A 25,021-nucleotide genomic window follows, 5' to 3' on the forward strand; every position below is an offset into this window, starting at 1 on the left:
AACGGAGCAAGGTATGGACTTCCACCATCTGGAATATTGGCAACAACGGGCACAGGCCCTGAAGATTGAGAACCGGCTGTTTATCAATGGCCGTTACCTCCCGGCGGCAGAAGGGGAAACCTTTAGCATTCAGGATCCTGCCGGGGTTCGTGAACTGGTACAGATGGCCCGTGGCAGCCACATCGATATCGATTTGGCCGTCAAGGCGGCTCGCGAGGTGTTTGAACGCGGCGACTGGTCACAAGCCTCCCCCGCCAAACGCAAAGCGACATTGTTCAAACTCGCCAGCTTGATGGAACAACACAGTGAAGAACTGGCGCTGCTGGAAACGCTGGATACCGGCAAGCCTATCCGCCACAGCCTGCGCGACGATATTCCAGGGGCGATCCGCTGTATCCGCTGGTACGCCGAAGCCATCGACAAGGTGTATGGCGAAATAGCCCCAACCGGCAATGATGCGCTCGCCCTGATCCAGCGGGAGCCCATCGGCGTGGTGGGTGCCATCGTGCCGTGGAACTTTCCGCTGCTGTTAGCCTGCTGGAAGTTAGGCCCGGCGCTGGCAGCTGGTAACAGCGTAGTGCTTAAACCCTCGGAAAAATCACCGCTCACCGCGGTTTATCTTGGCGCTTTGGCACAGCAGGCAGGATTACCCGATGGCGTCCTGAACATTATTCCTGGTTTCGGCCACGATGCGGGCAAGGCGTTGGCTCTGCATAACGACGTTGATGCCCTCGCCTTTACCGGCTCCACCCAGGTGGCCAAGCAGTTGATGACGTACGCCGGTGAATCCAACATGAAACGCGTGTGGCTGGAGGCCGGTGGCAAGAGCGCCAACATTATCTTCGCCGACTGCCCAGACCTGGATAAGGCGGCTCAGGGCGCGGCGGCCGGGATCTTCTATAACCAGGGCCAGGTGTGCATTGCCGGTACGCGCCTGCTGGTAGAGGAAAGTATTCAGCAGGCCTTTTTACAAGCATTGCAGCGGCATGCAGCGGCCTTCGCACCGGGCAACCCGCTCGATCCACAAACGCTGATGGGGACGCTGATCGACCAACAGCACTGTGAAAAAGTCGCCAGCTATATCGAACAGGGTTTGAGCCAGGGAGCCTCGCTGTTCCTTGATGGGCGAGCTCATCCGCAAGGCGGTCATCAAGGCTATCTCGGCCCCACCATTCTCACTCAGGTGGATAACGCGATGCACGTCGCGCGGGAGGAGATTTTTGGCCCTGTCTTGGCCGTCACGACCTTCAACGGTGAGCAACAGGCACTCGCATTGGCCAACGATAGCGAATATGGGTTGGGTGCAGCCGTCTGGACCCGCGATCTGTCACGGGCACACCGCATGGCTCGCCGGTTGAAAGCGGGCACCGTGTTCGTCAACAACTACAACGACGGCGATATGACCGTACCGTTCGGCGGCTACAAGCAAAGCGGTAACGGCCGCGATAAATCGCTGCATGCGCTGGATAAATTTACCGAACTGAAAACCACCTGGATTTCACTGGAATAAGGAATTGATGATGACTGAACACGTAAAAAGCTACTATGCGGCAACGGCCAATGACCATCAGCCTTATCCGCAGTTGAATGAATCGATCGACTGTGATGTCTGTATCGTAGGGGGCGGCTACACCGGCCTGTCATCGGCGCTATTTCTGGTCGAAGCCGGTTATAACGTGGTAGTGCTGGAGTCTGCCCGTATCGGCTTTGGTGCCAGCGGCCGCAACGGTGGCCAACTGGTCAACTCCTACAGCCGCGACATCGACGTGATCGAAAGCCGTTACGGTGCAGAAAGCGCCAAGTTGCTTGGTAGCATGATGTTTGAAGGCGCAGAGATTATCCGCAGCCGTATCAAGCGCTATGCCATTGACTGTGACTATCGCCCCGGCGGGATCTTCGCCGCGCTTAACAATAAGCAGTACCACGCGCTGATCGAACAAAAGCAGCACTGGGAGCGTTACGGCAATACGCAACTTGAACTGCTGGATGCCGACCGTATCCGCCAGGAGGTCAACAGCGATCGCTATGTTGGCGCGTTACTCGATCACAGCGGCGGTCATATCCACCCGCTCAACCTGGCATTGGGCGAGGCCGAAGCCATTCGCCTGCAAGGAGGACGGATATTCGAACAGTCCGCAGTCACCAATATCCGTCACGGAGAACCCGCGGTGGTCAGCACCGCCAACGGCCAAGTCACCGCTCGTTACGTGATCGTAGCCGGAAATGCTTATCTGGGCGATAAACTGGAGCCAAGGCTGGCCAAGCGCAGTATGCCGTGCGGGACTCAAGTGGTCACCACCGAGCCCTTGGCTCCAGAAGTGGCAGCCTCACTGATCCCACAAAACTATTGCGTGGAAGATTGCAATTACCTGCTGGATTATTACCGTTTAACCGGCGATAACCGGCTGCTGTACGGCGGTGGCGTAGTCTATGGTGCCCGCGATCCGGATGATATCGATAACCTGATCCGCCCCAAGCTGCTGAAAACTTTCCCGCAGCTGAAAGGCGTACGTATTGATTACCGCTGGACCGGCAATTTCTTGCTGACGCTATCACGCATGCCGCAGTTTGGCCGGTTGGAAAACAATGTCTACTACATGCAAGGCTACAGCGGGCACGGCGTGACCTGCACCCATCTGGCGGGCAAGCTGATAGCAGAGCTGATGCGTGGCGATGCAGAACGCTTTGACGCCTTTGCCAAACTGCCGCACCTGCCGTTCTTTGGTGGCCGTAACCTGCAAATCCCCTTCACCGCCATCGGCGCTGCCTACTACACCCTGCGCGATCGAATTGGAGTTTAATTCAACGCTGCCTCCTCACAAATTTGCTACTTAAATTGATACATTTTTCTAACTAGGCTGATTCTTACAGGTCGGACTAGTTAGAACCTTTGTTTAGCAAAATTATCAGTAAGTTAGCGATCTTAATTTTTATTAAATACCGTTTAATATTTTACAGACCATTTACTTAACATTAATAACTGCCGTTGTGAAATAGAGCGGATTTTAAACTGAAATTTGTTGATTCCACTATATTTTATATTGTCTCTTTGTTGCCCTATCGCCCAAAAAACAATATTATAAGACTTAGGATTAACGTTAATTAAGTTAATTACACTGTCTGACATGGAGTGAATCAGCATGACAAAGCCCCAATATCTCATCGAAGGAGATGTCCTTTTCTGCCCAAATAGCGTCGGTTTTTATCATCAGGAACTTCAGGAAGAAATCGTCACCATTTCCTCGTCCGCAGCTCGACTTTTCTCCTTTCTTATTAAAAATAAAGGAGAAATTGTTGAGAGAGAAGTGCTTCTGCAAAGAGTGTGGGATGATTACGGTCTGCAGGCCAGCAATAATAATCTCAACCAATGCCTGAGCACGCTACGGCGGATCATTAAGAGCATGGGTATTGAGAAAAATATCATAGAAACCATACCAAAAGTAGGGTTAAGAATAGCCAGTGATGTAGCGATTGAAGAGATCGTAATTAACTCGAGGGAACCTGAATTACCTGGCAAAAAGAACAAGAAATTTCTCGGTAAAATTAAACTCACTTACGTTTTAATTGCGCTAGTGATTATATTAACGGTGACTACCGTGGTGCATATATTTCACATCTACCAGCACTACTACGAAAAAGAGGCGAACTCTACCGCTATGACGTGGAACAATGCGGGCTGCGAGTTAACTGCAAATCCGTCAGCAGGCAAGATGCCTAAGCTTTCCTCTTTTGCTAACACAGGCAGTCACCTATTAAAAAGGGAGCTGGTTAGCTCCCTGAAACTGTAGACATTCTCGCCAAGTAGCGGCGCAGTATGCTGCGCCCGCTAATTTAACCGATAGGCTCTAGCTCACATCGCTACGCCGATAAAGCGCAACACCTACGGCCAATACGCCAAGCATGCCGGCACAGCTACGGTTTACCAAGCGCATTACATTTGCCGAGAATTTCCGCATCGCATGGCGGCCGCCGTAGGCATAGATCGTCATCATCACACAGTCGATCATCGCGCTGACCAATGCCAGGATCAGGTATTGCATGGCGATCGGCTTTTCTGGCTGAATAAACTGCGGCAGAAAGGCCGAGAAAAACAGCAGACCCTTAGGGTTGGACAAACCGACCATCAGGGAACGCAGGAATGCCGTTTTCCCAGTCGCAGCGGCTGCGCTAGCGTTTACCGCCAAAGCCTTTACCGGCGCTCGCCACAGCACCCAGGCCAGGTAGACCAGATATAACGCACCGCCCCACTTCACTATGGCAAACAGCTGCTCAGAGGCCTGCAACAACGCCCCTAGTCCGCAACCGACGGCGCCGATCAGCAACAGATCGGCCAATACCGCCCCCAGGAAACCGTAACTGGCAATACGCATACCGTGGATTGCACCATTGTTTAGTGCCAACAGCATGGAAGGGCCAGGCGTCACCATCACCGCACTGACGGCAATCACGTAAAGCAAAAGCGTAGTTAACTCCATCAACAACTCCGGACAAATGTAAAACTCTCTGCGCCGCTGCATCGCAACACGACAACTTCGTTATGGGTGGGGAATATAGGGGATCTGCCCGATGTGATTCAAGTCACATTCTGTCTGGAACGGGGTGATGGGGCAAGAAACCAGCCCCCAAGCCATCATTTCAACAAAAAATAACCAGCATGCGGACTTATTGCTCACAAATAGCGAACAAATTCACATAACGTATGAATAAAGCCAAATGCATACAAATTAATTAACTATAATGTTGCAATAATGCAGCAATTTATTGATGAACTCTCGTCTCAAAAAACATATAGTAATAGCAGATTAATCATCAACGATTTCCCTGGTGTTGTTGTGTTTGCCCCTCATTTTTTGCGGGGCTTTTTTCTTCCCCCTCGCCCCTTCATCCCACTTGTTACGCCCTTTTTAGCGCGCGGCTAGCTACGTCTCTACCAGTGGTTTACCAATCTATGTGGAGCTATCACCGAGCGATAAAGGTACACTGAACTCCTCCTACCTCTACCCGGTGAAAAAGATGTCTTTCTTTGATGCTTTTAAGCTGTTCGGTGACGCCCCCGTTGATGTCACCTGCCCTGAATGCGCAAAAAGTTCGCCGCAAAATCGCAGCAAGGTGAAAAAAAACGTCACGCTGATCTGCCCCCACTGTGGACATTATTTCCGTAAACGCGAAGATTGAGAGTGGCAGGCAAGAACCGCGTCGGCTGAGATAGGCGGGAGTGGCTGCAAAAAAACCGCTATCAATGGGCTCGATAGCGGCAAAGACCACACGGGACTTCGGAACGTTGTTTGAATGGATATGGCAAACACGGCTATTATACCCATGCAAAGTTAGTGGGTAATGCCTACCCTCTTCATTTAGGAATCTATCCCGAAATTTCCACTGCGGCTTACACCGTGACTATGAACTCCCAGCCTCTGACGCTCAACTCGGTTGGAATAAAAGCACTGCTTCTAAACTACCATCAGTTTCCCATCCGCATATGAGCCATAATGTCATTCACCGCATCGTCAACTGTTCTGTGGTTGATGACCATAACAATGGGGCAGTTTACTTTTTCCAGCCATTGCTGATGCCGGACAGCATTTCTACTGACGTCAATTGATGTCTCATACGCTGCAGCCCATTCAACAAACTCCCTGTAGCGCTCATATTGATCACCGCCGGGCAAAATGGCACCCCCGAATCTCATTGACTCTCTGTGACGGATACGTTCAAGACGAGTTTCATTTTCTACGTATACGTAGACCACAAGCTCAAAGAATGGGATAAACATGTCGCCCCAGCCACATAGCGAGCCACTCAGTATCCACTGTCTGTGGGATGCCAATGCAGTTGACAGGCGCCGTTGTCTTTCTTGAGTTTCATACACCACGGTATAGGGCGGCGATGTGTTGCGCCAATAGAAATCATCGGAATCAAAATGTTGGCAATCAATTCGTTCAGCCAATCGTCTTGCGATCGATGTCGTCCCCACTCCAGAGGCCCCCAAAATGTGTATTCTGTTTATTTTCGGCGTCACCGGGGGCTGATTTTTAAGTATTCTGGCCATTAAACTATTTAGCCCTATTGGCAAACTGAATCGAAGACCTGGATCGCCGAAACGGGACTGTTTTTTGCCTGCGGCATCAGCATATACCCCACAGTACATTGCATTTCACTACCGGTGCCCCATTTCACAATCAGCTCTCCTTTGTCTTCCGTTACACGAGCATACATTTGCCCACCTTGCCCCACTGAACCCACATTGTTGCCTTTGCTATCAAAGATATCGGCGCCGAACGGTACCGGTTCCCCCTGATAGGTCGCATTCACCAGAACTGCCGTCCCTTGTTTAGTGTTGTATTTCAATTTCACCACCGCCCCAGAATACGGTGCAACTTTCTGGCTGGTGTTATCCAACTCAACGTCCGCTGCGGTGCCTTTCGGATCAATACTGATTTCGTTCATCTGGTAGGGGTTCAGGTAAGGCACCATTGCATAGCCGCGGGAGTTAACGTTCACCCCAGGATATGACGACACGCTGGCCCCTTCTGCTCCCTTGGCCTCTACCAGAGCAAAGGTATCTGAGGTGTAGGGAGTAAAGGTGATCCCTCCTGCGTGGGCAATCACCGTCCCTGTCATACCGGCAGAGCCGCTCTGGTAGCCTTTCCCGGTGCTGTAGGTTCCACTCAGTGCGCTGACCCGGCTGCGATAGTTACCATTCACCGACCCGCTGGTCCCCATCCCCTGGTTGGCGTTCATCGCGGTTATGCCATAACTGAACTGATTCTCCACGCCGGAGGTACCGGATACCGTGGCCTGCTGGCCATAACGCCCACTGCTGTCATGAGACAAGTCCATTCTCAGCTGTGGCGTGTGGAGTTCGTCATTGCGGCCCAGTGGCAGGCTGAAGCTTAGCAGGTAGTTGGTTTGCATCTGCCCGATGCTCGAGTGACTGCGGTTGGCACTGATGCCGTAGGACAGGCTCTTATAACGGTTGTTATACCCCACTTGATACTGTATATCGCTGCCATCCTGATTCCAGTAGTCCTGCACTGAGCCACTGACATACAGTTGCCCCCAGTTATCCGGCAAGCCCTGCCCGGCGGTCAGCGTCAGGCGGTTTTTGACTCGTGATATGGAGTCCAGAAAATTCCCCTGCTCTGCCGCATCACGGGTTTGCGCGGCGGTCAGAAAATCCAGGTAGTTTTGGGAAGAAGAGCGATGGAATACCGCCGAAAGGTTGCTGTTAGTTTCGCTGATAAGCTTGCTGTAGCTCAGTTGGTAACTCTGCCCGCTTAGGGTGCCGCCTGGCTGGCTCCGCCCGTTCGCATCGGTGCTATCATCCAGTTTCGTGCCGGCCTGAGTGACGTCAAAGGCCAGTGCCCCGATCGGGATCCCCAATGCCGCCCCTACCTGCACCGCATAGTAGTCCTGGCTGATTTGCAGCCCACCATAGCCGGTAATGGCATTGGTCAGGCCATATTGATAGGTACTCTGGAATAGAGCCGGTTCATCACGCAGGTTTTCGCTACGCAATTGACCCGCAGTGACGGAATAGCGCGATGACCCCGGGCGCAGCAGTTGTGCCACCGAAGCATAAGGCACACTGAAGGTCTGTTCGGTGCCATCGGACTCACGCACGGTAACCACAAGATCGCCGCCGTAACCGGTCGGGTAAAGGTCATTAATCAGGAACTCCCCCGGCGTCACCGTGGTTTCATACAATACCTGGCCCCCCTGGGTCACGGTCACCCGGGCATTGGTGCGGGCGATCCCCCGGATCTCCGGCGCATAGCCACGCAGGGATTCCGGTAACATCCGCTCGTCGCTGGCCAGTTGAGCCCCGGTAAAAGGCAAGGTATCAAACAATTGCCCGGTAGTATTCGATTCCCCCAGCAACATACGCCCTTTCAGTAGCGGAATATCGCGCTGTAAATAGGTATTGATACTGCTGTACTGGCTGGGCCCGTCACTCATCTGGCTATAAGAGCCGTTGTGGCGCAAATACCAAGCCCCCACGTTCAGCCCGGCATTCACCCCGGCGAATAGCGAGTTAAAGGTGTTGCCGTGCGATTCGCTGGTGTAACCATTAACGTTGTAACCAAGCAGGAATGCCGGGATACCGCTGTCCCATAAATCCGGGCTCACGGTTCCCCGGGCAATATTGAGCATGTAAATCTGAGGAATAATGATATCCAGGCGTTGTTCATTGCTGTCGAAATTCACCTGGGCTTCAGGAAGCTTATTTTGCAGATCCATACATAGGGCGCCGCTAGACTGCTGTTTTAAAAAATCGGCGGGCAGTTTTTCGTAGTTGAACGCAATATTTCTTATAATGTCGCTGGTCAGGCAGGGATAGACCGACTTATCGGCCCGAGTCTTGAATTCAATATCGGTATTACTGATCAGTTGATCGTTAACATACAGCGCGGTTTTGTAAATTCCGGGCAACCCGGAGGCACCTTCGGCGAAACGGCTGAGATCGACCGACTGTACGTCATCAACGTTCAAAAAAGACGAGTCGAACTCCAGGCTCTTGGCACTGGTTTGCGGTACATTTTCAGTTGCCGCATTAACGCTTCCCACCACAAAAATCGATAGCGCCGCTACCGCCAAAGAGGCGAACGGCTCCCGAATAGCGTAGCGCAAAAATTTTGACATCCCGCCCCCTCAAGAGCTTGATACCGGATCAATCACCAAGACTTAACTATAGAAATAGTGATATATATTATTATGTTACTTTATTACAGCATTGAAGGCGTTGACCGCTCCATAGTCATTAACAACGCTTCCACTGATTTGGTTGCCCCCATTGCCAGCCAGATTCAACACCATGCTTGAGCGCGGTGCCACCATGGCGTTGTCTAGTTTTTTGCCATTGACTGACAGGTTCACAAAATTGACATAAAACGGCGTGGGATTGGTTGCCTGTACTTTGCCGCCTTGCGTGTTCCAGGTCACCGCTTTAGGAGCATCATTGGCATTGCCTTGCAGGCCCGCCGGACGATAGAACATCTTGATCCGGGTGCGGAAAGCCATTTGCAGACGGTTTTCGTTCGTTTTGGCTTCGCTCTTGGCCGGAACTTCCAGCACATTCAGCCAGAACACCGACTCCTTATCCATTGGCAAGCTTCCGCCAGCATAGCTGATACGTAGTGTCTGGCCTTTACCCTGCTCCACCCGGTTCATAGGTGGAGTCAGTACAAAGGGAACTTTGATAGCCGCAGGTTTGGCGTTGGGATCACCATTATCTATCCAGCTCTGCAGCAGTACCGGTGAGGGCCCGACATTATTGATTTTGACGCTGACTTCTTTGGCATCCGACGGATAAATCACACGTGTGCCGCTGAGTACCACGCTGGCCAGGCTGCTGCTACTGAAAAGAGCAATCGCTGCAAAAGTGCCAATCTGACGCGCAGTATTTAGAGGAAAAAGTTTCATAAAAAACTCCTAACCCGACGGTAGATAAAAAGGGGATTTCTCCCCTTGAACAACTGTTATTGATACTGAATAGAATAGACTACATTGCTGATCACGGTGCCAGCGGTAGTGGCTCCTTCAGCATAATAACGCACTGCATAAGGCAGAGTAGCGCTACCGCTAGTAACATCTTTATAAGTGGTGTTGGTCACCTGGTTCGCGTTACCTGCCTCGATCACTGCCCGAGACGAACTGGACGCGTCCAGCAGTTGCAGACTGACGTTGGAAGCCGTGCCAGTCAGGTTTTTCAGGCGCCCGGTCACGGAATCTACCGAAGCACCCGCTTCAAAGAAGGCTGAGGCAGTCTGCAGTGTGCCTGAACAGTTGTTCAGTGCCATCACGAAACCCGTTTCACCGGCGGTTTGGGTCGCGCCGTTCAACTGGCTGATGCCAACGGTTGGCAGCACGACGGTGGCGTCTGCCGTCTGACCATCGACTACGACATCACAGGTGTTGGCGGTCAGTTCACCGTTGAAGGTGATGGTCCCGGTAGAAGCGGCCTGAGCCAGACCCACAGAACCAAATACTGCAACCAGGGAAGCTACGATTGTTAAGTTTTTCATATTTATTCCTAGTGACCTTACGTCATTAAACTATTAGGTTATCCACGAAAGGTGGATGTATTTATGCAATACATATCTCTATGAATATGGCGAGTATATATCGCTAATAACACAGCATTGAAAATGCAGGGCAATAACTGGCGTTATCAAATTTAATGAAAATACATTCACAAGATATCAATGAATGGCAGCTCCGTGTTGAAAGCCTTTCAGCGTACCTTTATCCCTTACCCCATCACGAATCATTCGTTCGGCGTTGCATACTGCCTTGCTGTTGGGATAAATATTATCGCCTAATGCGGAATATTCTTAGTGAAGTAGTATTAAACGTATGGGGAATCATTTAATTTCATAAATATCAATAAGTTAAACTAATTTCTTATATAAGAAACCGGATTTCTTTATTGTTCTAATAGCACGGCACTTCCATATAAGAAAAACATGCAACAAATTGATATATATCAAAAAAAATCAAATTAAGGGGTTTTGGCAGCGATGCACTGATAGCTTCGCTTACCCGTAAGTTACTTACTGCTCTGCCGCAAAGTTAAGCCTCATCAGCGTTTGGCTGCCATTTCCCCAACCAATCTGTTTAGACGGGCGCAGCATGCAGCGCCCCTACTCTGTGAAACCTGCGAGAGATTGTCAGCAGATACAGTTTGTCGGCATGCTTGCTGATCAACCAAGGGTTAATGCAGCTCATGTAGTTATGAACCACGTCGCCTTCGACAATATAGCTTTCATCATCCTCAACACCAATGTTGAAAAGGGGAACGAAAAAAAGAGCAATATCACTTTGGCAGAAGAAAAAGCGAACTCGGTTACCCTCAAGCCATGCTAGTAACTCATGATTGGTAAATCCATTCGCAATGATTACTTGTCCCTTTTTTGCATCTCGTTGCCTCAATGAAAAAGGCCACGCATTAGCGTAGCCTGTATGATTTTGGCGATATTTCTTATTTGTTTTTAGGCAGGCTTATCCACTACACTTTTACTATCGGTAGCATGCCGATATAGAACAACACCATCCTCTATGAAAGCCCTTGCCCTGATCTCTCCGTTCAGAGTTTTTTGCTACCAGTTGCGGCTTAACGCTCATGCGAGTTAGCCCTCACCCGATGCAAGGCTGGCTCCCATTACGGGGACTCAGTGGCATTATGCAACCCTAAACAGCAACAAAAAGGGTAACAAAACAGAGGATAATAAAAATAAGTGGTATCGCACATAACCATATCAACCATTTTTTCTTCAGCGCGCCTCCATAAAGGCATCCTACGATCAGTAGCACCACAATAATGAAACCGTGCTCTAGAAAGCCGGAAATTATGTCTATTATGTCCATTAATAGCTCTTCCTGTTTTTCAGGATGCTTTACACACACTGCTGAAAACAAACGGGAGCCATCAGGCTCCCGTTATCATTCAACGCTAAAACACACTTACATGTGTTTAACGATAGCGTCGCCAAACTCTGAACATTTCAGCAGCTTAGCGCCTTCCATCAGGCGTTCGAAATCGTAAGTCACGGTTTTAGCAGCGATAGCGCCTTCCATGCCCTTAACGATCAAATCAGCAGCTTCGAACCAGCCCATATGACGCAGCATCATCTCAGCGGACAGGATGATGGAACCTGGGTTCACTTTGTCCTGGCCAGCATACTTAGGCGCAGTACCGTGGGTGGCTTCAAACAGCGCACAATCGGAACCGATGTTGGCACCAGGGGCGATACCGATACCACCAACCTGTGCGGCCAGGGCGTCGGAGATGTAGTCACCGTTCAGGTTCATACAGGCGATCACGTCGTATTCTGCCGGGCGCAGCAGGATTTGCTGCAGGAAGGCGTCGGCGATCACGTCTTTAACCACGATCTCTTTACCGGTGTTCGGGTTCTTGATTTTCAGCCATGGGCCGCCGTCGATCAGTTCACCACCGAACTCTTCACGTGCCAGTTCGTAGCCCCAATCCTTGAAGGCACCTTCGGTGAACTTCATGATGTTGCCTTTGTGAACCAGCGTCACTGAATCACGATCGTTGGTGATAGCATATTCGATGGCCGCACGAACCAGGCGTTTGGTGCCTTCCTCGGAACAAGGCTTAACGCCAATACCGCACTGCTCTGGGAAACGGATCTTCTTCACGCCCATTTCATCACGCAGGAATTTGATCACTTTGTCGGCTTCTGCAGAACCCGCTTTCCATTCGATACCGGCGTAGATGTCTTCGGCGTTTTCACGGAAGATCACCATATCGGTCAGCTCTGGCTGCTTAACCGGGCTTGGTGTGCCCTGGTAATAACGCACCGGGCGCAGACACACGTACAGATCGAGCTGCTGGCGCAGTGCCACGTTCAGAGAACGAATCCCGCCACCCACTGGCGTAGTCAGTGGGCCTTTGATCGCTACGCGGTAGTCACGAATAAGTTCCAGTGTTTCTTCCGGCAGCCACACGTCTTTCCCGTAAACGTGGGTGGATTTTTCACCGGTATAGATTTCCATCCAGGAGATTTTACGTTCGCCGTGGTAGGCCTTTTTAACCGCTGCATCCACCACGTGGATCATGGCAGGAGTAACGTCAACGCCAATACCGTCACCTTCGATGAACGGGATGATAGGGTTATGCGGAACAACCAGTTTACCCTGGGCATCAACCGTAATCTTTTTACCTTCTGCCGGAACAACTACTTTGCTTTCCATCAACCTCTCCTTTCTGTCTTCAAGCGCAATTTTTGTTAATGCTTTGTAAGATGCGTGTCAATACTACTTGAATATTCAGCTCGCGCCAATCCGAAACGGATTAGGCTATAATGCGCTTATCATTCGAAATCGCAAAGACCATGACTAAATTCTCTGTTAAAAATCACCAAGTTAAACGATTCAGCCGCAGTAAACCCGCAGCACGCCAGAAATCTCAGGCGCCGCGGCGAGTGGTTATCTTCAACAAACCCTTTGATGTGTTACCACAGTTTACCGACGAAGCAGGCCGCGTCACCCTGAAAAAATTCATTCCTTTCAGCGATGTTTATGCCGCAGGAAGGCTCGATCGCGACAGCGAAGGCTTACTGGTGCTGACCAACGACGGCAAGCTACAGGCACAGCTAACCCAGCCCGGCAAACGCACCGGTAAGATTTACTATGTGCAGGTGGAAGGCGACCCCCAGGAGAACGATCTGGCTGCATTGCGCCTTGGCGTGACGCTGAACGATGGGCCAACCCTGCCCGCCGGAGCGGAACGGGTTGAAGAGCCAGAATGGCTATGGCCGCGTACTCCGCCCATCCGCGAACGCAAGACCATCCCCACCAGTTGGCTGAAAATCACGCTCTACGAGGGCCGAAACCGCCAGGTGCGTCGCATGACGGCACATATCGGCTTCCCTACCCTGCGCCTGATTCGTTACAGTATGGGCAATCTTTCTCTGGGGAGCTTGCAACCAGGGGAATGGCAGACCGTCGATTCACTATAAGGAACCGCCATGTTTAAGCCGCACGTCACCGTTGCCTGCGTGGTTCATGCCGCCGGTAAATTTTTGGTGGTTGAAGAAACCATCAACGGTAAAGCCCTGTGGAATCAACCGGCCGGCCATCTCGAAGCGGATGAAACGCTGGTCCAGGCCGCCGAGCGCGAACTGTGGGAAGAAACCGGCATCCGCGCCACGCCGCAGTCTTTTCTGCGGATGCATCAGTGGATCGCGCCAGACCGCACGCCGTTTCTGCGCTTCTGCTTTGTGATTGAGCTGGAGCAACCGTTGCCCACCAAGCCGCAAGACGATGACATCGACTGCTGCCTGTGGCTGACCGCCGAGCAGATCCTGGAGGCTGAAAACCTGCGTTCACCGCTGGTGGCCGAGACGATCCGTTGTTATCAGCAGCCGGAACGTTACCCGTTGTCGCTGGTTGCCAGCTTTAACTGGCCACTTTAACGGCAAATAAGGGCCGTGCGCGCAAGCAGCCAACGTGGTAAAATCCTGCGCTTGTTTTTTATCGCACAGTACGTGTTCAAGTTCGTGAGATCCCCATGTCAGACAACAGCCAGAAAAAAGTGATCGTCGGAATGTCCGGCGGCGTCGACTCTTCCGTTACCGCCTATCTGTTACAACAACAGGGCTATCAGGTCGCTGGGTTGTTCATGAAGAACTGGGAAGAAGACGACGACGAGGAATACTGCTCGGCCGCCACCGATTTGGCCGATGCGCAAGCCGTCTGCGACAAGCTGGGCATTGAGCTGCATACGGTAAACTTCGCGGCGGAATACTGGGACAACGTGTTCGAGCTGTTCCTTGAAGAGTACAAGGCGGGCCGTACCCCTAACCCGGATATTCTGTGCAATAAAGAAATCAAATTCAAAGCGTTCCTGGAGTTTGCGGCTGAAGATCTGGGGGCGGATTTTATCGCTACCGGTCACTATGTCCGCCGCCAGGACGTGGACGGCAAAAGCCGCCTGCTGCGCGGCGTCGACGGTAACAAAGACCAGAGCTATTTCCTGTATACCCTGAGCCACGAACAGGTCGCGCAAAGCCTGTTCCCGGTCGGTGAGTTGGAAAAGCCAGAGGTGCGCCGCATTGCGGAGCAACTGGAACTGGTTACCGCCAAGAAAAAAGACTCTACCGGTATCTGCTTTATCGGCGAACGTAAATTCCGCGACTTCCTGGGCCGCTATCTGCCAGCACAGCCAGGCCCGATTGTTAGCGTCGACGGCCAAACCATCGGCGAGCACCAGGGCTTGATGTACCACACCCTCGGCCAGCGTAAAGGCTTGGGCATTGGCGGTATGAAAGACAGCAGCGAAGATCCGTGGTACGTAGTGGATAAAGACGTCGCCAACAATATTCTGGTGGTCGCTCAAGGCCACGAACATCCTCGCCTGATGTCTATCGGCCTGATCGCCCAGCAGTTGCATTGGGTGGATCGCCTGCCGTTGACACAACCTCTGCGCTGTACGGTTAAAACCCGTTATCGCCAGCAGGATATTCCCTGCACCGTGACGCCGCTAGACGCCGAGCGCATCGAAGTCCGCTTCGACGAGCCGGTCGCAGCCGTCACCCCAGGCCAGTCCGCCGTGTTCTATCAGGGCGATATCTGCCTGGGCGGCGGCATTATTGAACAGCGTATACAGGAGTAACCGTGGCGAAGAATTATTACGACATCACGCTGGCCATGGCCGGGATCAGCCAAGCGGCCCGTCTGGTACAGCAGTTGGCGCACGAGGGGCAAATGGATGGCGAAGCCTTCCATACCTCACTCAACAGCCTGTTGCAGATGGATCCCCCTTCTACCCTGGCGGTGTTCGGCGGTGAAGAGCGTAACCTGAAGATGGGGCTGGAAACCTTGATTGGCGTACTCAACGCCAATAACAAAGGCCCGGCCGCCGAACTGACCCGCTACACCATCAGCCTGATGGTGCTGGAGCGCAAACTGAACGCCAATAAAACGGCGATGAATACGCTCGGCGAGCGCTTGAGCCAGTTGGAGCGTCAGTTGGCGCATTATGAACTGGGTTCAGATACCATCATCAGCGCCCTGGCCGGTATCTATGTCGATGTTGTGGCACCATTGGGGCCGCGCATCCAGGTAACAGGTTCACCCGCCATCCTGCAAAATCCGCAGGTGCAGGCCAAGGTTCGTGCCACCCTGCTCGCCGGTATCCGTGCCGCCGTGCTGTGGCAGCAGGTTGGCGGCAGCCGCCTGCAGTTAATGTTTTCCCGTAATCGTCTGCTCAAGCAGGCGCAAAATATCGTTGCTCATTGTTAAACTTCCCAGGAGTTGCTACCGATGGAATTATCCTCACTGACCGCCGTTTCCCCCATTGATGGACGCTACGGTGATAAAGTCAGCGCACTGCGCACCATTTTCAGCGAGTATGGCTTGCTGAAATTCCGCGTGCAGGTTGAAGTACGTTGGCTGCAAAAACTGGCCGCTTGTGCAGAGATCAAAGAAGTTCCCGCTTTTGACGCCGACGCAAACGCTTACCTTGATAAGATCGTCGCAGAATTCAGTGAACAAGACGCCCAGCGCATCAAGACCATCGAGCGCACCACCAACCACGATGTGAAAGCGGTGGAATACTTCCTGAAAGAGAAGGTGGAAGCAGTACCGGCTCTGCACGCCGTGTCCGAGTTTATCCACTTCGCCTGTACTTCTGAAGACATCAACAACCTGTCCCATGCGTTGATGCTGCACACCGCGCGTCAGGATGTGGTGTTGCCACACTGGCGCAAGATCATCGAATCCATCAAAGGGCTGGCGCTGGAATATCGCGATATTCCGCTACTGTCACGTACCCATGGCCAACCCGCTACCCCATCTACCGTGGGTAAAGAGTTTGCCAACGTGGCCTACCGGATGGAGCGTCAATATCGCCAGTTAGAGCGCGTTGAGATCCTCGGTAAAATCAACGGCGCGGTGGGCAACTACAACGCCCACATCGTGGCCTATCCAGAAGTGGACTGGCACCGTTTCAGCGAAGAGTTTGTTACCTCGCTGGGAGTGACCTGGAACCCGTACACCACCCAGATCGAGCCGCATGACTATATCGCCGAGCTGTTCGACTGCGTGGCACGTTTCAACACCATCCTGATCGACTTCGACCGTGATATCTGGGGTTACATCGCCCTGAACCACTTCAAGCAAAAAACCATTGCCGGTGAGATCGGTTCTTCCACCATGCCGCACAAGGTTAACCCGATCGACTTCGAGAACTCCGAAGGCAACCTGGGCCTGGCTAACGCGGTACTGGGCCATCTGGCTAGCAAACTGCCGGTTTCCCGTTGGCAGCGTGACCTGACGGACTCCACCGTGCTGCGTAACCTGGGCGTGGGCCTGGGCTATGCGCTGATTGCCTATCAGGCCACCATGAAAGGCATCAGCAAGCTGGAAGTTAACCGCGCGCACCTGCTGGACGAGCTGGATCACAACTGGGAAGTGCTGGCCGAGCCGATCCAGACCGTGATGCGCCGCTACGGTATCGAAAAACCGTACGAAAAGCTGAAAGAGCTGACCCGTGGCAAGCGCGTGGATGCAGCCGGTATGCAAACCTTTATCGATAGCTTGGAACTGCCGGAAGACGAGAAAACCCGCCTGAAAGCCATGACGCCAGCCAACTACATTGGCCGCGCCACCACCATGGTTGACGAGCTGAAGTAAGCGTCTCCCCTTGGAGGTTTAAAGGCTCTTTAGTTACCCGCCCAAGGGCGGGTAACTCATAAGCTCCCCTATGGCACAACAAACCGTGGGAAGGCTCAGCGGCCATACACAGCAAAAGATTATCGTGAAGTCTCTGTGAAACGCCGCCCTTTATGGTAGTAAACTCGATCCTGCTCACCGATTGGTCTCAGCACTCGGCAAGGAACGCCCACCGCGACCACATCTGCAGGCACATCCTTGGTCACCACGCTCCCTGCACCAATAACGCTGTTACGACCGATGGTGACACCAGGGTTAATGATGACCCCACTACCAATCCAGACATTATCTTCAATAGTTACGGGCAAAGAAAACTGCTGGCCGGTAATACGCACCGCAGGATCCACCGGGTGCCCAGTGGTAGATATCGTGACATTCGGCGCAATCATCACGTTGTCACCAATCAGCACCTTACCGTCATCCACCACAACCAGATTAAAGTTGGCGTAAAAGTTTTCGCCAATAGTGATTTGGCTACCATAAGCAACATGCAGTGGCGGCTCAATCCAAACGTTCTTGCCGACGCTTCCCATCAGTTGACGGATCAGCGCTTCACGTTTTTTTTGCTCTGCAGGCCGCGAATGATTGAAGTCATAAACCAACTCTTTTCCGCGCAAGCGCTCTTCTACCATCCCTTCATCCATATCCGTGTATAAACACCCGCTGGCTAACTTTTCCCGTTGCGTCATCATCGTATTATCCTTGTCGTTGACTATGCCATATTCCTTACAGCTTCAGGTTCAGGTTTAAAAGCTGACAGCGGCCCGCGCCCCGATAAAGTGAAGACGGATATCAGAGTAAACGTTAGCGCAATAAGCCCCAGAATAAGGTAGGTTCCCTGGAAACCGACTTTTTCATACATATTCCCGGCAAAGACCGACATGAACATAATGGCTAATTGCTTAAAGAAACAGAAGCAAACCAGATAAATAGTGGCAGAGAAGCGCACCTCAAATACCGAAGTGATATATTTAAAACAGCCAACGATCAGGAACGGGATTTCAAACATATGCAAGGTTTTCAGAATAACCACTTCTACCGGTGTAGACGCAAATGAAGAGCCGATAATGCGTATCGACATGATCAGCCCCGCGAGCAACAGCGCATTCTTCCCACCGATGCGGTTAACAATTAGCGGGGCAAAGAACATGATTGATGCATTCAGTAACTCTCCCATCGTGGTGACATAGCCAAAAACACGCGTACCTTGTTCGGTTGATGAGAAGAACGAGGTGAAGAAGTTGGCGAATTGCTGATCAAACACATCATAGGTACAGGAAACGCCCACCACGTACAGGGCTAAAAACCACAGTTTTGAGTCTTTCAGTAATTCGAACGCCAAGCGCAAATTAAACGGCTTACTGTTAGCCCCCAATTTGTCAGCAACCTGGGCGGTACTGCCTGCCTCAGGTTTAGCGATAAGTAACAGGATCGCCAGTATCACGGCACAGCCAGAACCGAGCCAGAATACAAACTCGTTGTTGATGGTGAACATAATGCCGACCACCGAGGCACACAAAGCCCAGCCCACACAGCCAAATAAGCGCGCTCGGCCAAATTCAAACGAGCTGCGGCGGCTTACCTTCTCTATATACGCCTCAATGGCTGGCGCACCCCCGTTGTAAATAAAACCAAGGTAAATCCCGCCAGCAATGGAACCCAAGACAATATTAGTGCGTAATAGCGGGCCGAAAACATAGATAAAGAACGGTGCGAATAATATCAGCATTCCCGTGATTATCCACAGCAAGTGTTTTCTTAACCCCAGTTTATCTGACAGCAGGCCAAATATCGGCTGGAACAGTAATGAGAAGAAGGAGATGCTGGCAAAGATAATGCCCGTATCGCTTTTACTGACCTGGTTGATGTCATGTAACCAGATAGGGAAAAATGGGAAGTAGGCACCCATGATAAAGAAGTAGAAGAAGAAAAACAGCCCAAACATCCAGAAGTTAGTATTTTTTAAATAGTACATGCGAACTCCTTGTGCCAAACCCAAGCGCGTTTGAGTCCATACTCAAGTACGCGACATTATTTATATTTTCATCAGGTAGGAGATAGATATTTTTCTGTGTTTTAGAAATTCGAGTTGCAGGAAGGAGCTAAACCCACTCCCCAGTCACATAGATAACCATGTGACTGGAGTAAACAAGTGCAACCCAGAATCCATCACGTGATAAATAAGTATTATCCGCCGTACTGCCAAACCAGCTTATAGTTATAGTGCTCAGCATCCAAGATAAAGTCTGGGCTCACACTCGGGCTCCATGAGTCATCGCCGCCGACCCCCATATGGAAACCATCTATATTGACCCAAACCCCCTGCTCCGCATGCAACAAATGGTTGTGTGAGGTATCAGCCAACTGTTGTTGGCTATAGTGGCTGAGGCCAAAGAGGAAATCCCCCTGCCACTGCCAGTGGCCAAAATTCAGTTGGCGAGTATTGCCACGCAATCCATTCTCCGTTGGGAAAATGTATGGCGTATGTAGCTCAGAAAGCGGCAACGTCCACCGCCCAAATTGAGCAGAAAGCTGGCGGTCAGGGTAGTTTTCGTGTGGGCCTAACCCCAGCCATGTTGCGTGTTCAGCAACCTTCGCAAGTTGGCAGCTCAAGCCAATCCGGGCCGGTGCTGGAATTCCATGGGCTACGACAACGTTGACATCAGTATGCAGTTTACCCTGGCGGTCGATCAAAAAGGTCTTGCGGCTGATAAACAGGATGTTGTTTTGGTAGGCATAAGCATGGGCTGTGCGGATCTGCACGCCTTGCGAAGTCGAATCGGCTTCACATTGCAGTAAGCGCGTTTCTAGCGCGTACATTCCCGCTCTCTTCCAACGTTCTACCCATGCATTAGGATCGATGTGAGTGGTATCGCTCACCCCAATGTCATTATCAAGCGGTGCGCGGGTAAAGTTGTCGCGTAACGGCGTCAACAGAGCGGCTTTTTCATCCTGCCACCACTGCTCAAGCAAACCGGTTTGCCGATTGAACTGCCAGCATTGTGTACCCCACTCAATGCTGAAAGCGTCATTATGCTCGTTCAACCGAGGTGACTGCGCCTGAACGTCACGGTGATCGGTTGGTAAGATTAATGGTCTAGATAAACGCCACTGGTCCCAGGCACAACGATGATGCTCTTCAGACCATGCCGTTGCCTTGATTTGGCGAACCTCCACGTTCAACCACAGTTCACCGCTCTCTTTCAGTGCGGGAATATCACCCAAGACGATTTCCTGTGTCCCCTGCGCCGCTAATGACAGTTCAACCTCGCCCTGTGCAATAGCTTTCCCGTCCAAGGCTACATTCCAATATAGCCGCTCGTTATCGCTGGCACGGAACAAGTATTCACTGCTAACTTCAATCGTTATCGGCTGCTGTTCGAGCAGTTGGAACTGGAAAAACTGCTGGGCACGCTGCGCTTCAAACAGTGCCGGATGTGGGCTGCGATCGGGGAATACCAGCCCGTTCAGACAAAATTGGCGATCGTTAGGGGTATCACCGAAGTCCCCACCGTAGGCCCAATAGGTTTGGCCGCTGTCATCTGTGCGATTCAGTGCCTGATCGACCCAGTCCCAGACAAAGCCCCCCTGGAGTCGCGGATGTTTACGAAAAGCCTGCCAGTAGCGATCAAAACCACCAAAGCTGTTGCCCATCGCATGGGCATACTCACACAGGATGAGTGGGCGGTTTTCATCGGGCATGCCGATCCACTTCTTGATCGACCATTTGGGTACTACCGGGAAAGGCTGATCCTGGTCGACACGGGCATACATGGGGCACACAATATCCGTTGCCGCCGAATTGGCACCGCCGCCTTCATACTGCACCGGACGAGTAGGATCCTGGCTTTTCACCCAGCGATACAGCGCATCATGGTTGCTGCCGTGGCCGGACTCGTTGCCCAGAGACCAGATGATGATGCAGGCATGGTTGCGATCGCGTTGTACCATGCGCGTAACACGCTCGCTCATGGCTGGCAGCCAGAGCGGATCGTTCGACAGCCGGTTCATCGGCTGCATGCCATGCGTTTCAATGTTCGCCTCATCCACTACGTACAGGCCGTAACGATCGCACAGTTTGTACCACAGCGGATGATTCGGGTAATGGGAGCAGCGCACGGCGTTGAAGTTATGCTGCTTCATCAGCAGGATATCCTGACGCATGGTAGCTTCATCCATGACTTGACCATGCTCAGGATGGTGCTCATGGCGGTTGGTTCCACGGATCAATAGCGGCTGTCCGTTAAGCTTCAGTAAACCGTTGCTGATTTCAACCTGGCGGAAACCCACGTCATAGGCTTCAGCCTCCACCAATTCACCCGTTGGGGAGAGCAACTTGACCACGGCACGATACAGTTCCGGCGTTTCTGCACTCCACAAGGCGGGTTGCTCCACCGGCAGACGCAGGGTAGTCCGCTCATCATAAGCGCCGCGCTCATCGATAATCTCGCTGCCGAGGGCCTGCGTTTTCTCGGCGATCAGGACATCTTTACGCCACAGTTGTACCTGCACCTGCAGGTGTTGTTGCGGCTGATGGACTTGCACCTCTACCACCAGTTCCCCTCGGCGGAAACTGTCGCTTAATGGCGTAGTGATATGGATATCGCTCAGGTGAGTGGCAGGTTTATGCAGCAAGCTGACATCGCGGAATATCCCGCTCATGCGCCACATATCCTGATCTTCCAGATAACTGCCATCGCACCAACGTAATACCATCACCGCCAACCGGTTTTCTCCCGGCACCAATACGTCGCTAAGATCGAATTCAGCAGGTAAACGGCTGTCTTGTGAATAGCCAACCCAATTGCCATTACACCACAGGTAGAACGCAGAATTGACGCCATCAAAAATAATCCGGGTTTGCCCCTGGGCTAACCACGTATCATCAACATCAAATGTGAGCGAGTAACATCCAGTGGGATTTTTTGTTGGAACAAAGGGTGGGTTAACCGGGATCGGATAGGTAACATTGGTGTAAATCGGCGCGTCGTAGCCTGCCAATTGCCAGTTTGATGGCACATGTAATTCATCAGCGCTGTCCAGATCGCTCTGTAGCCATGTCTCCGGCACCAACTCTGGCTGACTAAAATAGCTGAACTTCCAGGTACCATTTAATGAAACCGACTGCGCTGAAGCCTGATCCTCTCTTGCATCCTGCTCACTACGCCAGCTTTGAAATGGCGGATGTGCAGCTAGGCGACAGTATTGCGTACAGGCAGGATTTTCCCAGTCTCGACGAGATAAAACAGCGCTGAGTGATTTCCCTGTTTGAGATGAGTTCATGCTTTCCCCTGAAATGTTATACGCTCACAATTAACAATAAAATGAACAATACGCGTAGGGGTGTAAAGCAAATATCCTTGGGAAAGCGAGGTCAGTCACAAATTAAGCTCAGGGATCGCAACCGATCCCTGACTTTAGCGGCTATTTGCCCTCGAGCGCGGAGATTTGACGTGCGATACGCAGCAACTCCTGAGATAACGTTTGCAGCGATACCTTTTCTTGATTCATAGCCGCCGTGGTATGCCTTTGCACCAGACTGGTCGTCAAACGCAAAGAACCGGCATGAGACACATGCCGCTTTTCCAGACACTGAACCAGGCGTTTAACGCTTTCCTGGCCCAACATCCGAAAGTCCTGCTTAATGGTGGTCAGCGGCGGGTAATAATAAGCACTGTCTTCAGTATCATCGTAACCCACTACCGACATTTGCGCTGGAATGTGCAACCCATACTCCTGCAGCGCGCGCAGCACCCCTAACGCCATTTGATCGTTAGCAACCAATATCGCCGTAGGGTGTTTTGGCAAGCTCAGGATCTGCCCGGCAAGCTGATAACCGGAAGCCGCACTCCAATCGCCATGGAGCACCGAACAAGGCTTCAATTGATGCTCTGCTAAGGTCGTCAGCCACCCCTGATAGCGCAAACGCGCCGAAATCGAGACCAGCGGCCCGGTAATCAGTGCTATATCACGATGCCCAAGAGCAACGACATGTTCTACCCCTTGACGAGCCCCCTCATAGGGATCAAACAGAATGCTGGAGACATCAGAATCAGGGTCGACGTCCAAAAAGAGCGCAGGCACCTCACCACAAACTTGTTCAATAGCGTGAGAATCTTCAGCGCAGAGAGAAACATTAATCAGCAATCCATCCACCCGTTGCGACAACAGCTCATTTATCGCAGTGCGACAGGCGTGAACACTAAGATCTTCCACCATGGAAATCACCACGTTAAATCCCATCTGGTTAGCCTGCGTTTTAATTGCCGACGCGATTTGAGAAGGTGCGTGCAGCGCTAGTTCAGTGGTTGCCAGCCCCAGGGTAAAACTCTGTTTACCTGCAAGCTGTTGTGCTACGCGGTTTGGTACGTAATTCAACGCAGCCATGGCTTGCTCGACCTTCGCGCGGGTTTTACCCGAAACGTGTTCAGCACGATTTAATACCCGCGACACGGTTTGGTACGACACTCCAGCATACTCGGCGACGTCATTCAGCGTGACAGATTTAGGCTTCATACAGTTTCTCGCGTCGATTAATGCAAAGAAATCAAGCTAATGAGTATCAATCATAGCAGCTTAAGAAGCTATCCAACCAGGCATTATTGACAGCACGGCCTGAAGGTAATCATTTCAGGCCTTCGGCCCCAAAAAGCGTGGCCCCGTTCATCCCGCACCCCTTATTTTTTACTAAAAATTGATGAAAGTTCGCCGACATCACTTACAATGCCAGATAACGAAGTTTGCCGTTCAGGCTGTGAGATAAGGATAGATATGGCAACGCTAAAAGATATCGCGGCCGAAGCAGGCGTTTCATTGGCGACGGTCTCCCGGGTTTTGAATGACGATCCTACGCTCAACGTCAAAGAAGAGACCAAGCATCGCATTCTGGAAATTGCCGAAAAGCTGGAATACAAGACCAGCAGTGCCAAAAAGCATCTGACTAACGCGGTGGTACAACACCACGTGCTGGCGCTATACAGCTATAAGCAAGAGATGGAAATCAACGATCCTTATTACCTTTCCATTCGTCACGGCATCGAAACCCAGTGCGAGAGGTTGGGGATTGAACTCACCAACTGCTACAAAAACAACCAGCTACCGGACCTGAAGAAGATCACCGGCGTGCTGATCGTCAGCAAACCCGCGCCTGAGATCCTGCGTAAGGCAGCGGCGTTAACCGACAACATCTGCTTTATTGATTTTAATGAGCCCGGTTCAGAATACGACTCGGTGGATATCGATCTGGCAAAAATCAGCAAAGAGATCATCGACTTCTTTATTGAGCACGGGGCCAAACGCATCGGTTTTATCGGCGGTGCCGACGAGCCGAATAAAGCGGATATCCGCGAAGCGGCCTTTGTAGAATATGGGCGGCTGAAAGGCGTGGTTCGTGAGCAAGATATCTACCGTGGTGACTTCTCTAGCGCCTCCGGTTATGAGTTGGCGAAAAAGATGTTGGCGACCGCGGATTATCCTGCCGCGCTGTTTGTGGCCTCAGACTCCATTGCCATTGGGGTGCTGCGCAGCATTCATGAGCTGGGGTTGAAAATCCCGCATGACATCGCCCTGATCAGCGTGAACGATATCCCGACCGCGCGTTTTACCTTCCCACCGCTTTCTACCGTGCGTATCCACTCGGAAATGATGGGGATCCAAGGGGTCAACCTGCTGCTGGAGAAATTCCGTGATGGCCGCGCCCTGCCGCTGCAGGTCTACGTGCCCAGCAAGTTAAAGCTGCGTGAAACCACCAAATAACTGACAGCTCAAGTCTCGCCATGTAGGGGCGCCGCATGCTGCGCCCGTTAAAGCACCAATCCCGCAT

At 51.8% G+C, this 25,021-nt stretch carries 21 protein-coding genes; 11 read left to right on the top strand and 10 right to left on the bottom strand.

What is annotated here, in order from left to right; translation table 11 throughout:
• The first annotated feature begins 13 nt into the window (after positions 1-13).
• The 3 genes from puuC (at position 14) to ACX9GU_RS15535 (ending at position 3,788) form a co-directional block, all read left to right on the top strand.
• A complete protein-coding gene (gene puuC, locus ACX9GU_RS15525; protein ID WP_473192130.1) occupies positions 14-1,510 on the top strand; it encodes an aldehyde dehydrogenase PuuC in 1,497 nt (498 codons plus the stop codon).
• Between the two features lie 10 nt (positions 1,511-1,520).
• Positions 1,521-2,801: an NAD(P)/FAD-dependent oxidoreductase gene (locus tag ACX9GU_RS15530; protein ID WP_473195197.1), complete on the top strand. Its 1,281-nt coding sequence runs from the start codon at positions 1,521-1,523 to the stop codon at positions 2,799-2,801.
• Between the two features lie 339 nt (positions 2,802-3,140).
• On the top strand, positions 3,141-3,788 hold the full coding sequence (locus tag ACX9GU_RS15535; RefSeq protein ID WP_473192131.1) for a winged helix-turn-helix domain-containing protein: 648 nt from the start codon (positions 3,141-3,143) through the stop codon (positions 3,786-3,788).
• A 57-nt stretch (positions 3,789-3,845) separates the two neighbouring features.
• On the opposite strand, the gene ACX9GU_RS15540 is transcribed toward ACX9GU_RS15535, so the two are convergent.
• On the bottom strand, positions 3,846-4,475 hold the full coding sequence (locus tag ACX9GU_RS15540; RefSeq protein WP_473192132.1) for a LysE family translocator: 630 nt from the start codon (positions 4,473-4,475) through the stop codon (positions 3,846-3,848).
• A 538-nt stretch (positions 4,476-5,013) separates the two neighbouring features.
• Here ACX9GU_RS15540 and ACX9GU_RS15545 point away from each other — a divergent pair.
• Positions 5,014-5,175, top strand: coding sequence for a YnfU family zinc-binding protein (locus tag ACX9GU_RS15545; protein WP_021178250.1), 162 nt, complete (start codon positions 5,014-5,016; stop codon positions 5,173-5,175).
• Between the two features lie 286 nt (positions 5,176-5,461).
• On the opposite strand, the gene ACX9GU_RS15550 is transcribed toward ACX9GU_RS15545, so the two are convergent.
• The 4 genes from ACX9GU_RS15550 to ACX9GU_RS15565 all read right to left on the bottom strand — a co-directional run bounded on the left by ACX9GU_RS15550 (position 5,462) and on the right by ACX9GU_RS15565 (position 10,025).
• Positions 5,462-6,049 carry an AAA family ATPase gene (locus ACX9GU_RS15550; protein WP_473192133.1) on the bottom strand — a complete coding sequence of 196 codons (588 nt, stop codon included), beginning with the start codon at positions 6,047-6,049 and terminating at the stop codon, positions 5,462-5,464.
• Between the two features lie 14 nt (positions 6,050-6,063).
• On the bottom strand, positions 6,064-8,643 hold the full coding sequence (locus ACX9GU_RS15555; protein ID WP_473192134.1) for a fimbria/pilus outer membrane usher protein: 2,580 nt from the start codon (positions 8,641-8,643) through the stop codon (positions 6,064-6,066).
• Positions 8,644-8,718: 75 nt separating this feature from the next.
• Positions 8,719-9,423: a fimbria/pilus periplasmic chaperone gene (locus ACX9GU_RS15560; protein WP_473192135.1), complete on the bottom strand. Its 705-nt coding sequence runs from the start codon at positions 9,421-9,423 to the stop codon at positions 8,719-8,721.
• Positions 9,424-9,479: 56 nt separating this feature from the next.
• Positions 9,480-10,025 carry a fimbrial protein gene (locus tag ACX9GU_RS15565; protein WP_473192136.1) on the bottom strand — a complete coding sequence of 182 codons (546 nt, stop codon included), beginning with the start codon at positions 10,023-10,025 and terminating at the stop codon, positions 9,480-9,482.
• Between the two features lie 607 nt (positions 10,026-10,632).
• Between ACX9GU_RS15565 and ACX9GU_RS15570 the strand changes: the two genes are divergently transcribed.
• Positions 10,633-10,866, top strand: a complete 234-nt coding sequence (locus tag ACX9GU_RS15570) for a hypothetical protein (protein ID WP_473192137.1) — start codon at positions 10,633-10,635, stop codon at positions 10,864-10,866.
• A 597-nt stretch (positions 10,867-11,463) separates the two neighbouring features.
• Here ACX9GU_RS15570 and icd read toward each other — a convergent pair.
• Entirely contained in the window at positions 11,464-12,717 is a 1,254-nt protein-coding gene (gene icd, locus ACX9GU_RS15575) for an NADP-dependent isocitrate dehydrogenase (RefSeq protein ID WP_021804667.1), read from the bottom strand.
• A gap of 140 nt (positions 12,718-12,857) precedes the next feature.
• Between icd and rluE the strand changes: the two genes are divergently transcribed.
• From rluE to purB, 5 genes are all read left to right on the top strand, one after another.
• Positions 12,858-13,484, top strand: a complete 627-nt coding sequence (rluE, locus tag ACX9GU_RS15580) for a 23S rRNA pseudouridine(2457) synthase RluE (protein WP_473192138.1) — start codon at positions 12,858-12,860, stop codon at positions 13,482-13,484.
• 9 nt (positions 13,485-13,493) lie between these two features.
• Positions 13,494-13,940, top strand: coding sequence for an NUDIX hydrolase (locus ACX9GU_RS15585; protein ID WP_473192139.1), 447 nt, complete (start codon positions 13,494-13,496; stop codon positions 13,938-13,940).
• Between the two features lie 95 nt (positions 13,941-14,035).
• Positions 14,036-15,139 (top strand): tRNA 2-thiouridine(34) synthase MnmA, encoded by a 1,104-nt coding sequence (mnmA, locus tag ACX9GU_RS15590; protein ID WP_021178255.1) that lies wholly within the window; start codon positions 14,036-14,038, stop codon positions 15,137-15,139.
• Positions 15,140-15,141: 2 nt separating this feature from the next.
• Positions 15,142-15,768, top strand: coding sequence for a high frequency lysogenization protein HflD (hflD, locus tag ACX9GU_RS15595; RefSeq protein ID WP_021804670.1), 627 nt, complete (start codon positions 15,142-15,144; stop codon positions 15,766-15,768).
• 21 nt (positions 15,769-15,789) lie between these two features.
• Complete coding sequence (gene purB, locus ACX9GU_RS15600; RefSeq protein ID WP_473192140.1) at positions 15,790-17,160, top strand: adenylosuccinate lyase; 1,371 nt, start codon at positions 15,790-15,792, stop codon at positions 17,158-17,160.
• Positions 17,161-17,279: 119 nt separating this feature from the next.
• Here purB and ACX9GU_RS15605 read toward each other — a convergent pair whose 3' ends face one another.
• The 4 genes from ACX9GU_RS15605 to ACX9GU_RS15620 form a co-directional block, all read right to left on the bottom strand.
• Complete coding sequence (locus ACX9GU_RS15605; protein ID WP_473192141.1) at positions 17,280-17,891, bottom strand: maltose acetyltransferase domain-containing protein; 612 nt, start codon at positions 17,889-17,891, stop codon at positions 17,280-17,282.
• Between the two features lie 20 nt (positions 17,892-17,911).
• Complete coding sequence (locus tag ACX9GU_RS15610; protein ID WP_473192142.1) at positions 17,912-19,174, bottom strand: oligosaccharide MFS transporter; 1,263 nt, start codon at positions 19,172-19,174, stop codon at positions 17,912-17,914.
• 212 nt (positions 19,175-19,386) lie between these two features.
• Entirely contained in the window at positions 19,387-22,482 is a 3,096-nt protein-coding gene (locus tag ACX9GU_RS15615; protein ID WP_473192143.1) for a beta-galactosidase, read from the bottom strand.
• Between the two features lie 141 nt (positions 22,483-22,623).
• The gene (locus tag ACX9GU_RS15620) at positions 22,624-23,715 is read right to left on the bottom strand and encodes a LacI family DNA-binding transcriptional regulator (protein ID WP_473192144.1); all 1,092 of its coding nucleotides are present in this window, start codon (positions 23,713-23,715) and stop codon (positions 22,624-22,626) included.
• A gap of 255 nt (positions 23,716-23,970) precedes the next feature.
• Between ACX9GU_RS15620 and ebgR the strand changes: the two genes are divergently transcribed.
• Complete coding sequence (gene ebgR / locus ACX9GU_RS15625) at positions 23,971-24,954, top strand: transcriptional regulator EbgR (RefSeq protein ID WP_473192145.1); 984 nt, start codon at positions 23,971-23,973, stop codon at positions 24,952-24,954.
• Positions 24,955-25,021: the final 67 nt, after the last annotated feature.

Source organism: Serratia sp. K1WW1 (assembly GCF_055790865.1).

What these genes read in the sequence shown, in the direction of transcription:
- ACX9GU_RS15605 (WP_473192141.1), bottom strand. Translation starts at nt 17,891, where the DNA reads ATGATGACGCAACGGGAAAAGTTAGCCAGCGGGTGTTTATACACGGAT.
- ACX9GU_RS15535 (WP_473192131.1), top strand. Translation starts at nt 3,141, where the DNA reads ATGACAAAGCCCCAATATCTCATCGAAGGAGATGTCCTTTTCTGCCCA.
- ACX9GU_RS15545 (WP_021178250.1), top strand. Translation starts at nt 5,014, where the DNA reads ATGTCTTTCTTTGATGCTTTTAAGCTGTTCGGTGACGCCCCCGTTGAT.
- purB (WP_473192140.1), top strand. Translation starts at nt 15,790, where the DNA reads ATGGAATTATCCTCACTGACCGCCGTTTCCCCCATTGATGGACGCTAC.
- ACX9GU_RS15530 (WP_473195197.1), top strand. Translation starts at nt 1,521, where the DNA reads ATGACTGAACACGTAAAAAGCTACTATGCGGCAACGGCCAATGACCAT.
- mnmA (WP_021178255.1), top strand. Translation starts at nt 14,036, where the DNA reads ATGTCAGACAACAGCCAGAAAAAAGTGATCGTCGGAATGTCCGGCGGC.
- icd (WP_021804667.1), bottom strand. Translation starts at nt 12,717, where the DNA reads ATGGAAAGCAAAGTAGTTGTTCCGGCAGAAGGTAAAAAGATTACGGTT.
- ACX9GU_RS15540 (WP_473192132.1), bottom strand. Translation starts at nt 4,475, where the DNA reads ATGGAGTTAACTACGCTTTTGCTTTACGTGATTGCCGTCAGTGCGGTG.
- ACX9GU_RS15620 (WP_473192144.1), bottom strand. Translation starts at nt 23,715, where the DNA reads ATGAAGCCTAAATCTGTCACGCTGAATGACGTCGCCGAGTATGCTGGA.
- ACX9GU_RS15585 (WP_473192139.1), top strand. Translation starts at nt 13,494, where the DNA reads ATGTTTAAGCCGCACGTCACCGTTGCCTGCGTGGTTCATGCCGCCGGT.
- ACX9GU_RS15550 (WP_473192133.1), bottom strand. Translation starts at nt 6,049, where the DNA reads ATGGCCAGAATACTTAAAAATCAGCCCCCGGTGACGCCGAAAATAAAC.
- ACX9GU_RS15615 (WP_473192143.1), bottom strand. Translation starts at nt 22,482, where the DNA reads ATGAACTCATCTCAAACAGGGAAATCACTCAGCGCTGTTTTATCTCGT.
- ebgR (WP_473192145.1), top strand. Translation starts at nt 23,971, where the DNA reads ATGGCAACGCTAAAAGATATCGCGGCCGAAGCAGGCGTTTCATTGGCG.
- ACX9GU_RS15610 (WP_473192142.1), bottom strand. Translation starts at nt 19,174, where the DNA reads ATGTACTATTTAAAAAATACTAACTTCTGGATGTTTGGGCTGTTTTTC.
- ACX9GU_RS15570 (WP_473192137.1), top strand. Translation starts at nt 10,633, where the DNA reads ATGCAGCGCCCCTACTCTGTGAAACCTGCGAGAGATTGTCAGCAGATA.
- ACX9GU_RS15555 (WP_473192134.1), bottom strand. Translation starts at nt 8,643, where the DNA reads ATGTCAAAATTTTTGCGCTACGCTATTCGGGAGCCGTTCGCCTCTTTG.
- ACX9GU_RS15565 (WP_473192136.1), bottom strand. Translation starts at nt 10,025, where the DNA reads ATGAAAAACTTAACAATCGTAGCTTCCCTGGTTGCAGTATTTGGTTCT.
- rluE (WP_473192138.1), top strand. Translation starts at nt 12,858, where the DNA reads ATGACTAAATTCTCTGTTAAAAATCACCAAGTTAAACGATTCAGCCGC.
- ACX9GU_RS15560 (WP_473192135.1), bottom strand. Translation starts at nt 9,423, where the DNA reads ATGAAACTTTTTCCTCTAAATACTGCGCGTCAGATTGGCACTTTTGCA.
- puuC (WP_473192130.1), top strand. Translation starts at nt 14, where the DNA reads ATGGACTTCCACCATCTGGAATATTGGCAACAACGGGCACAGGCCCTG.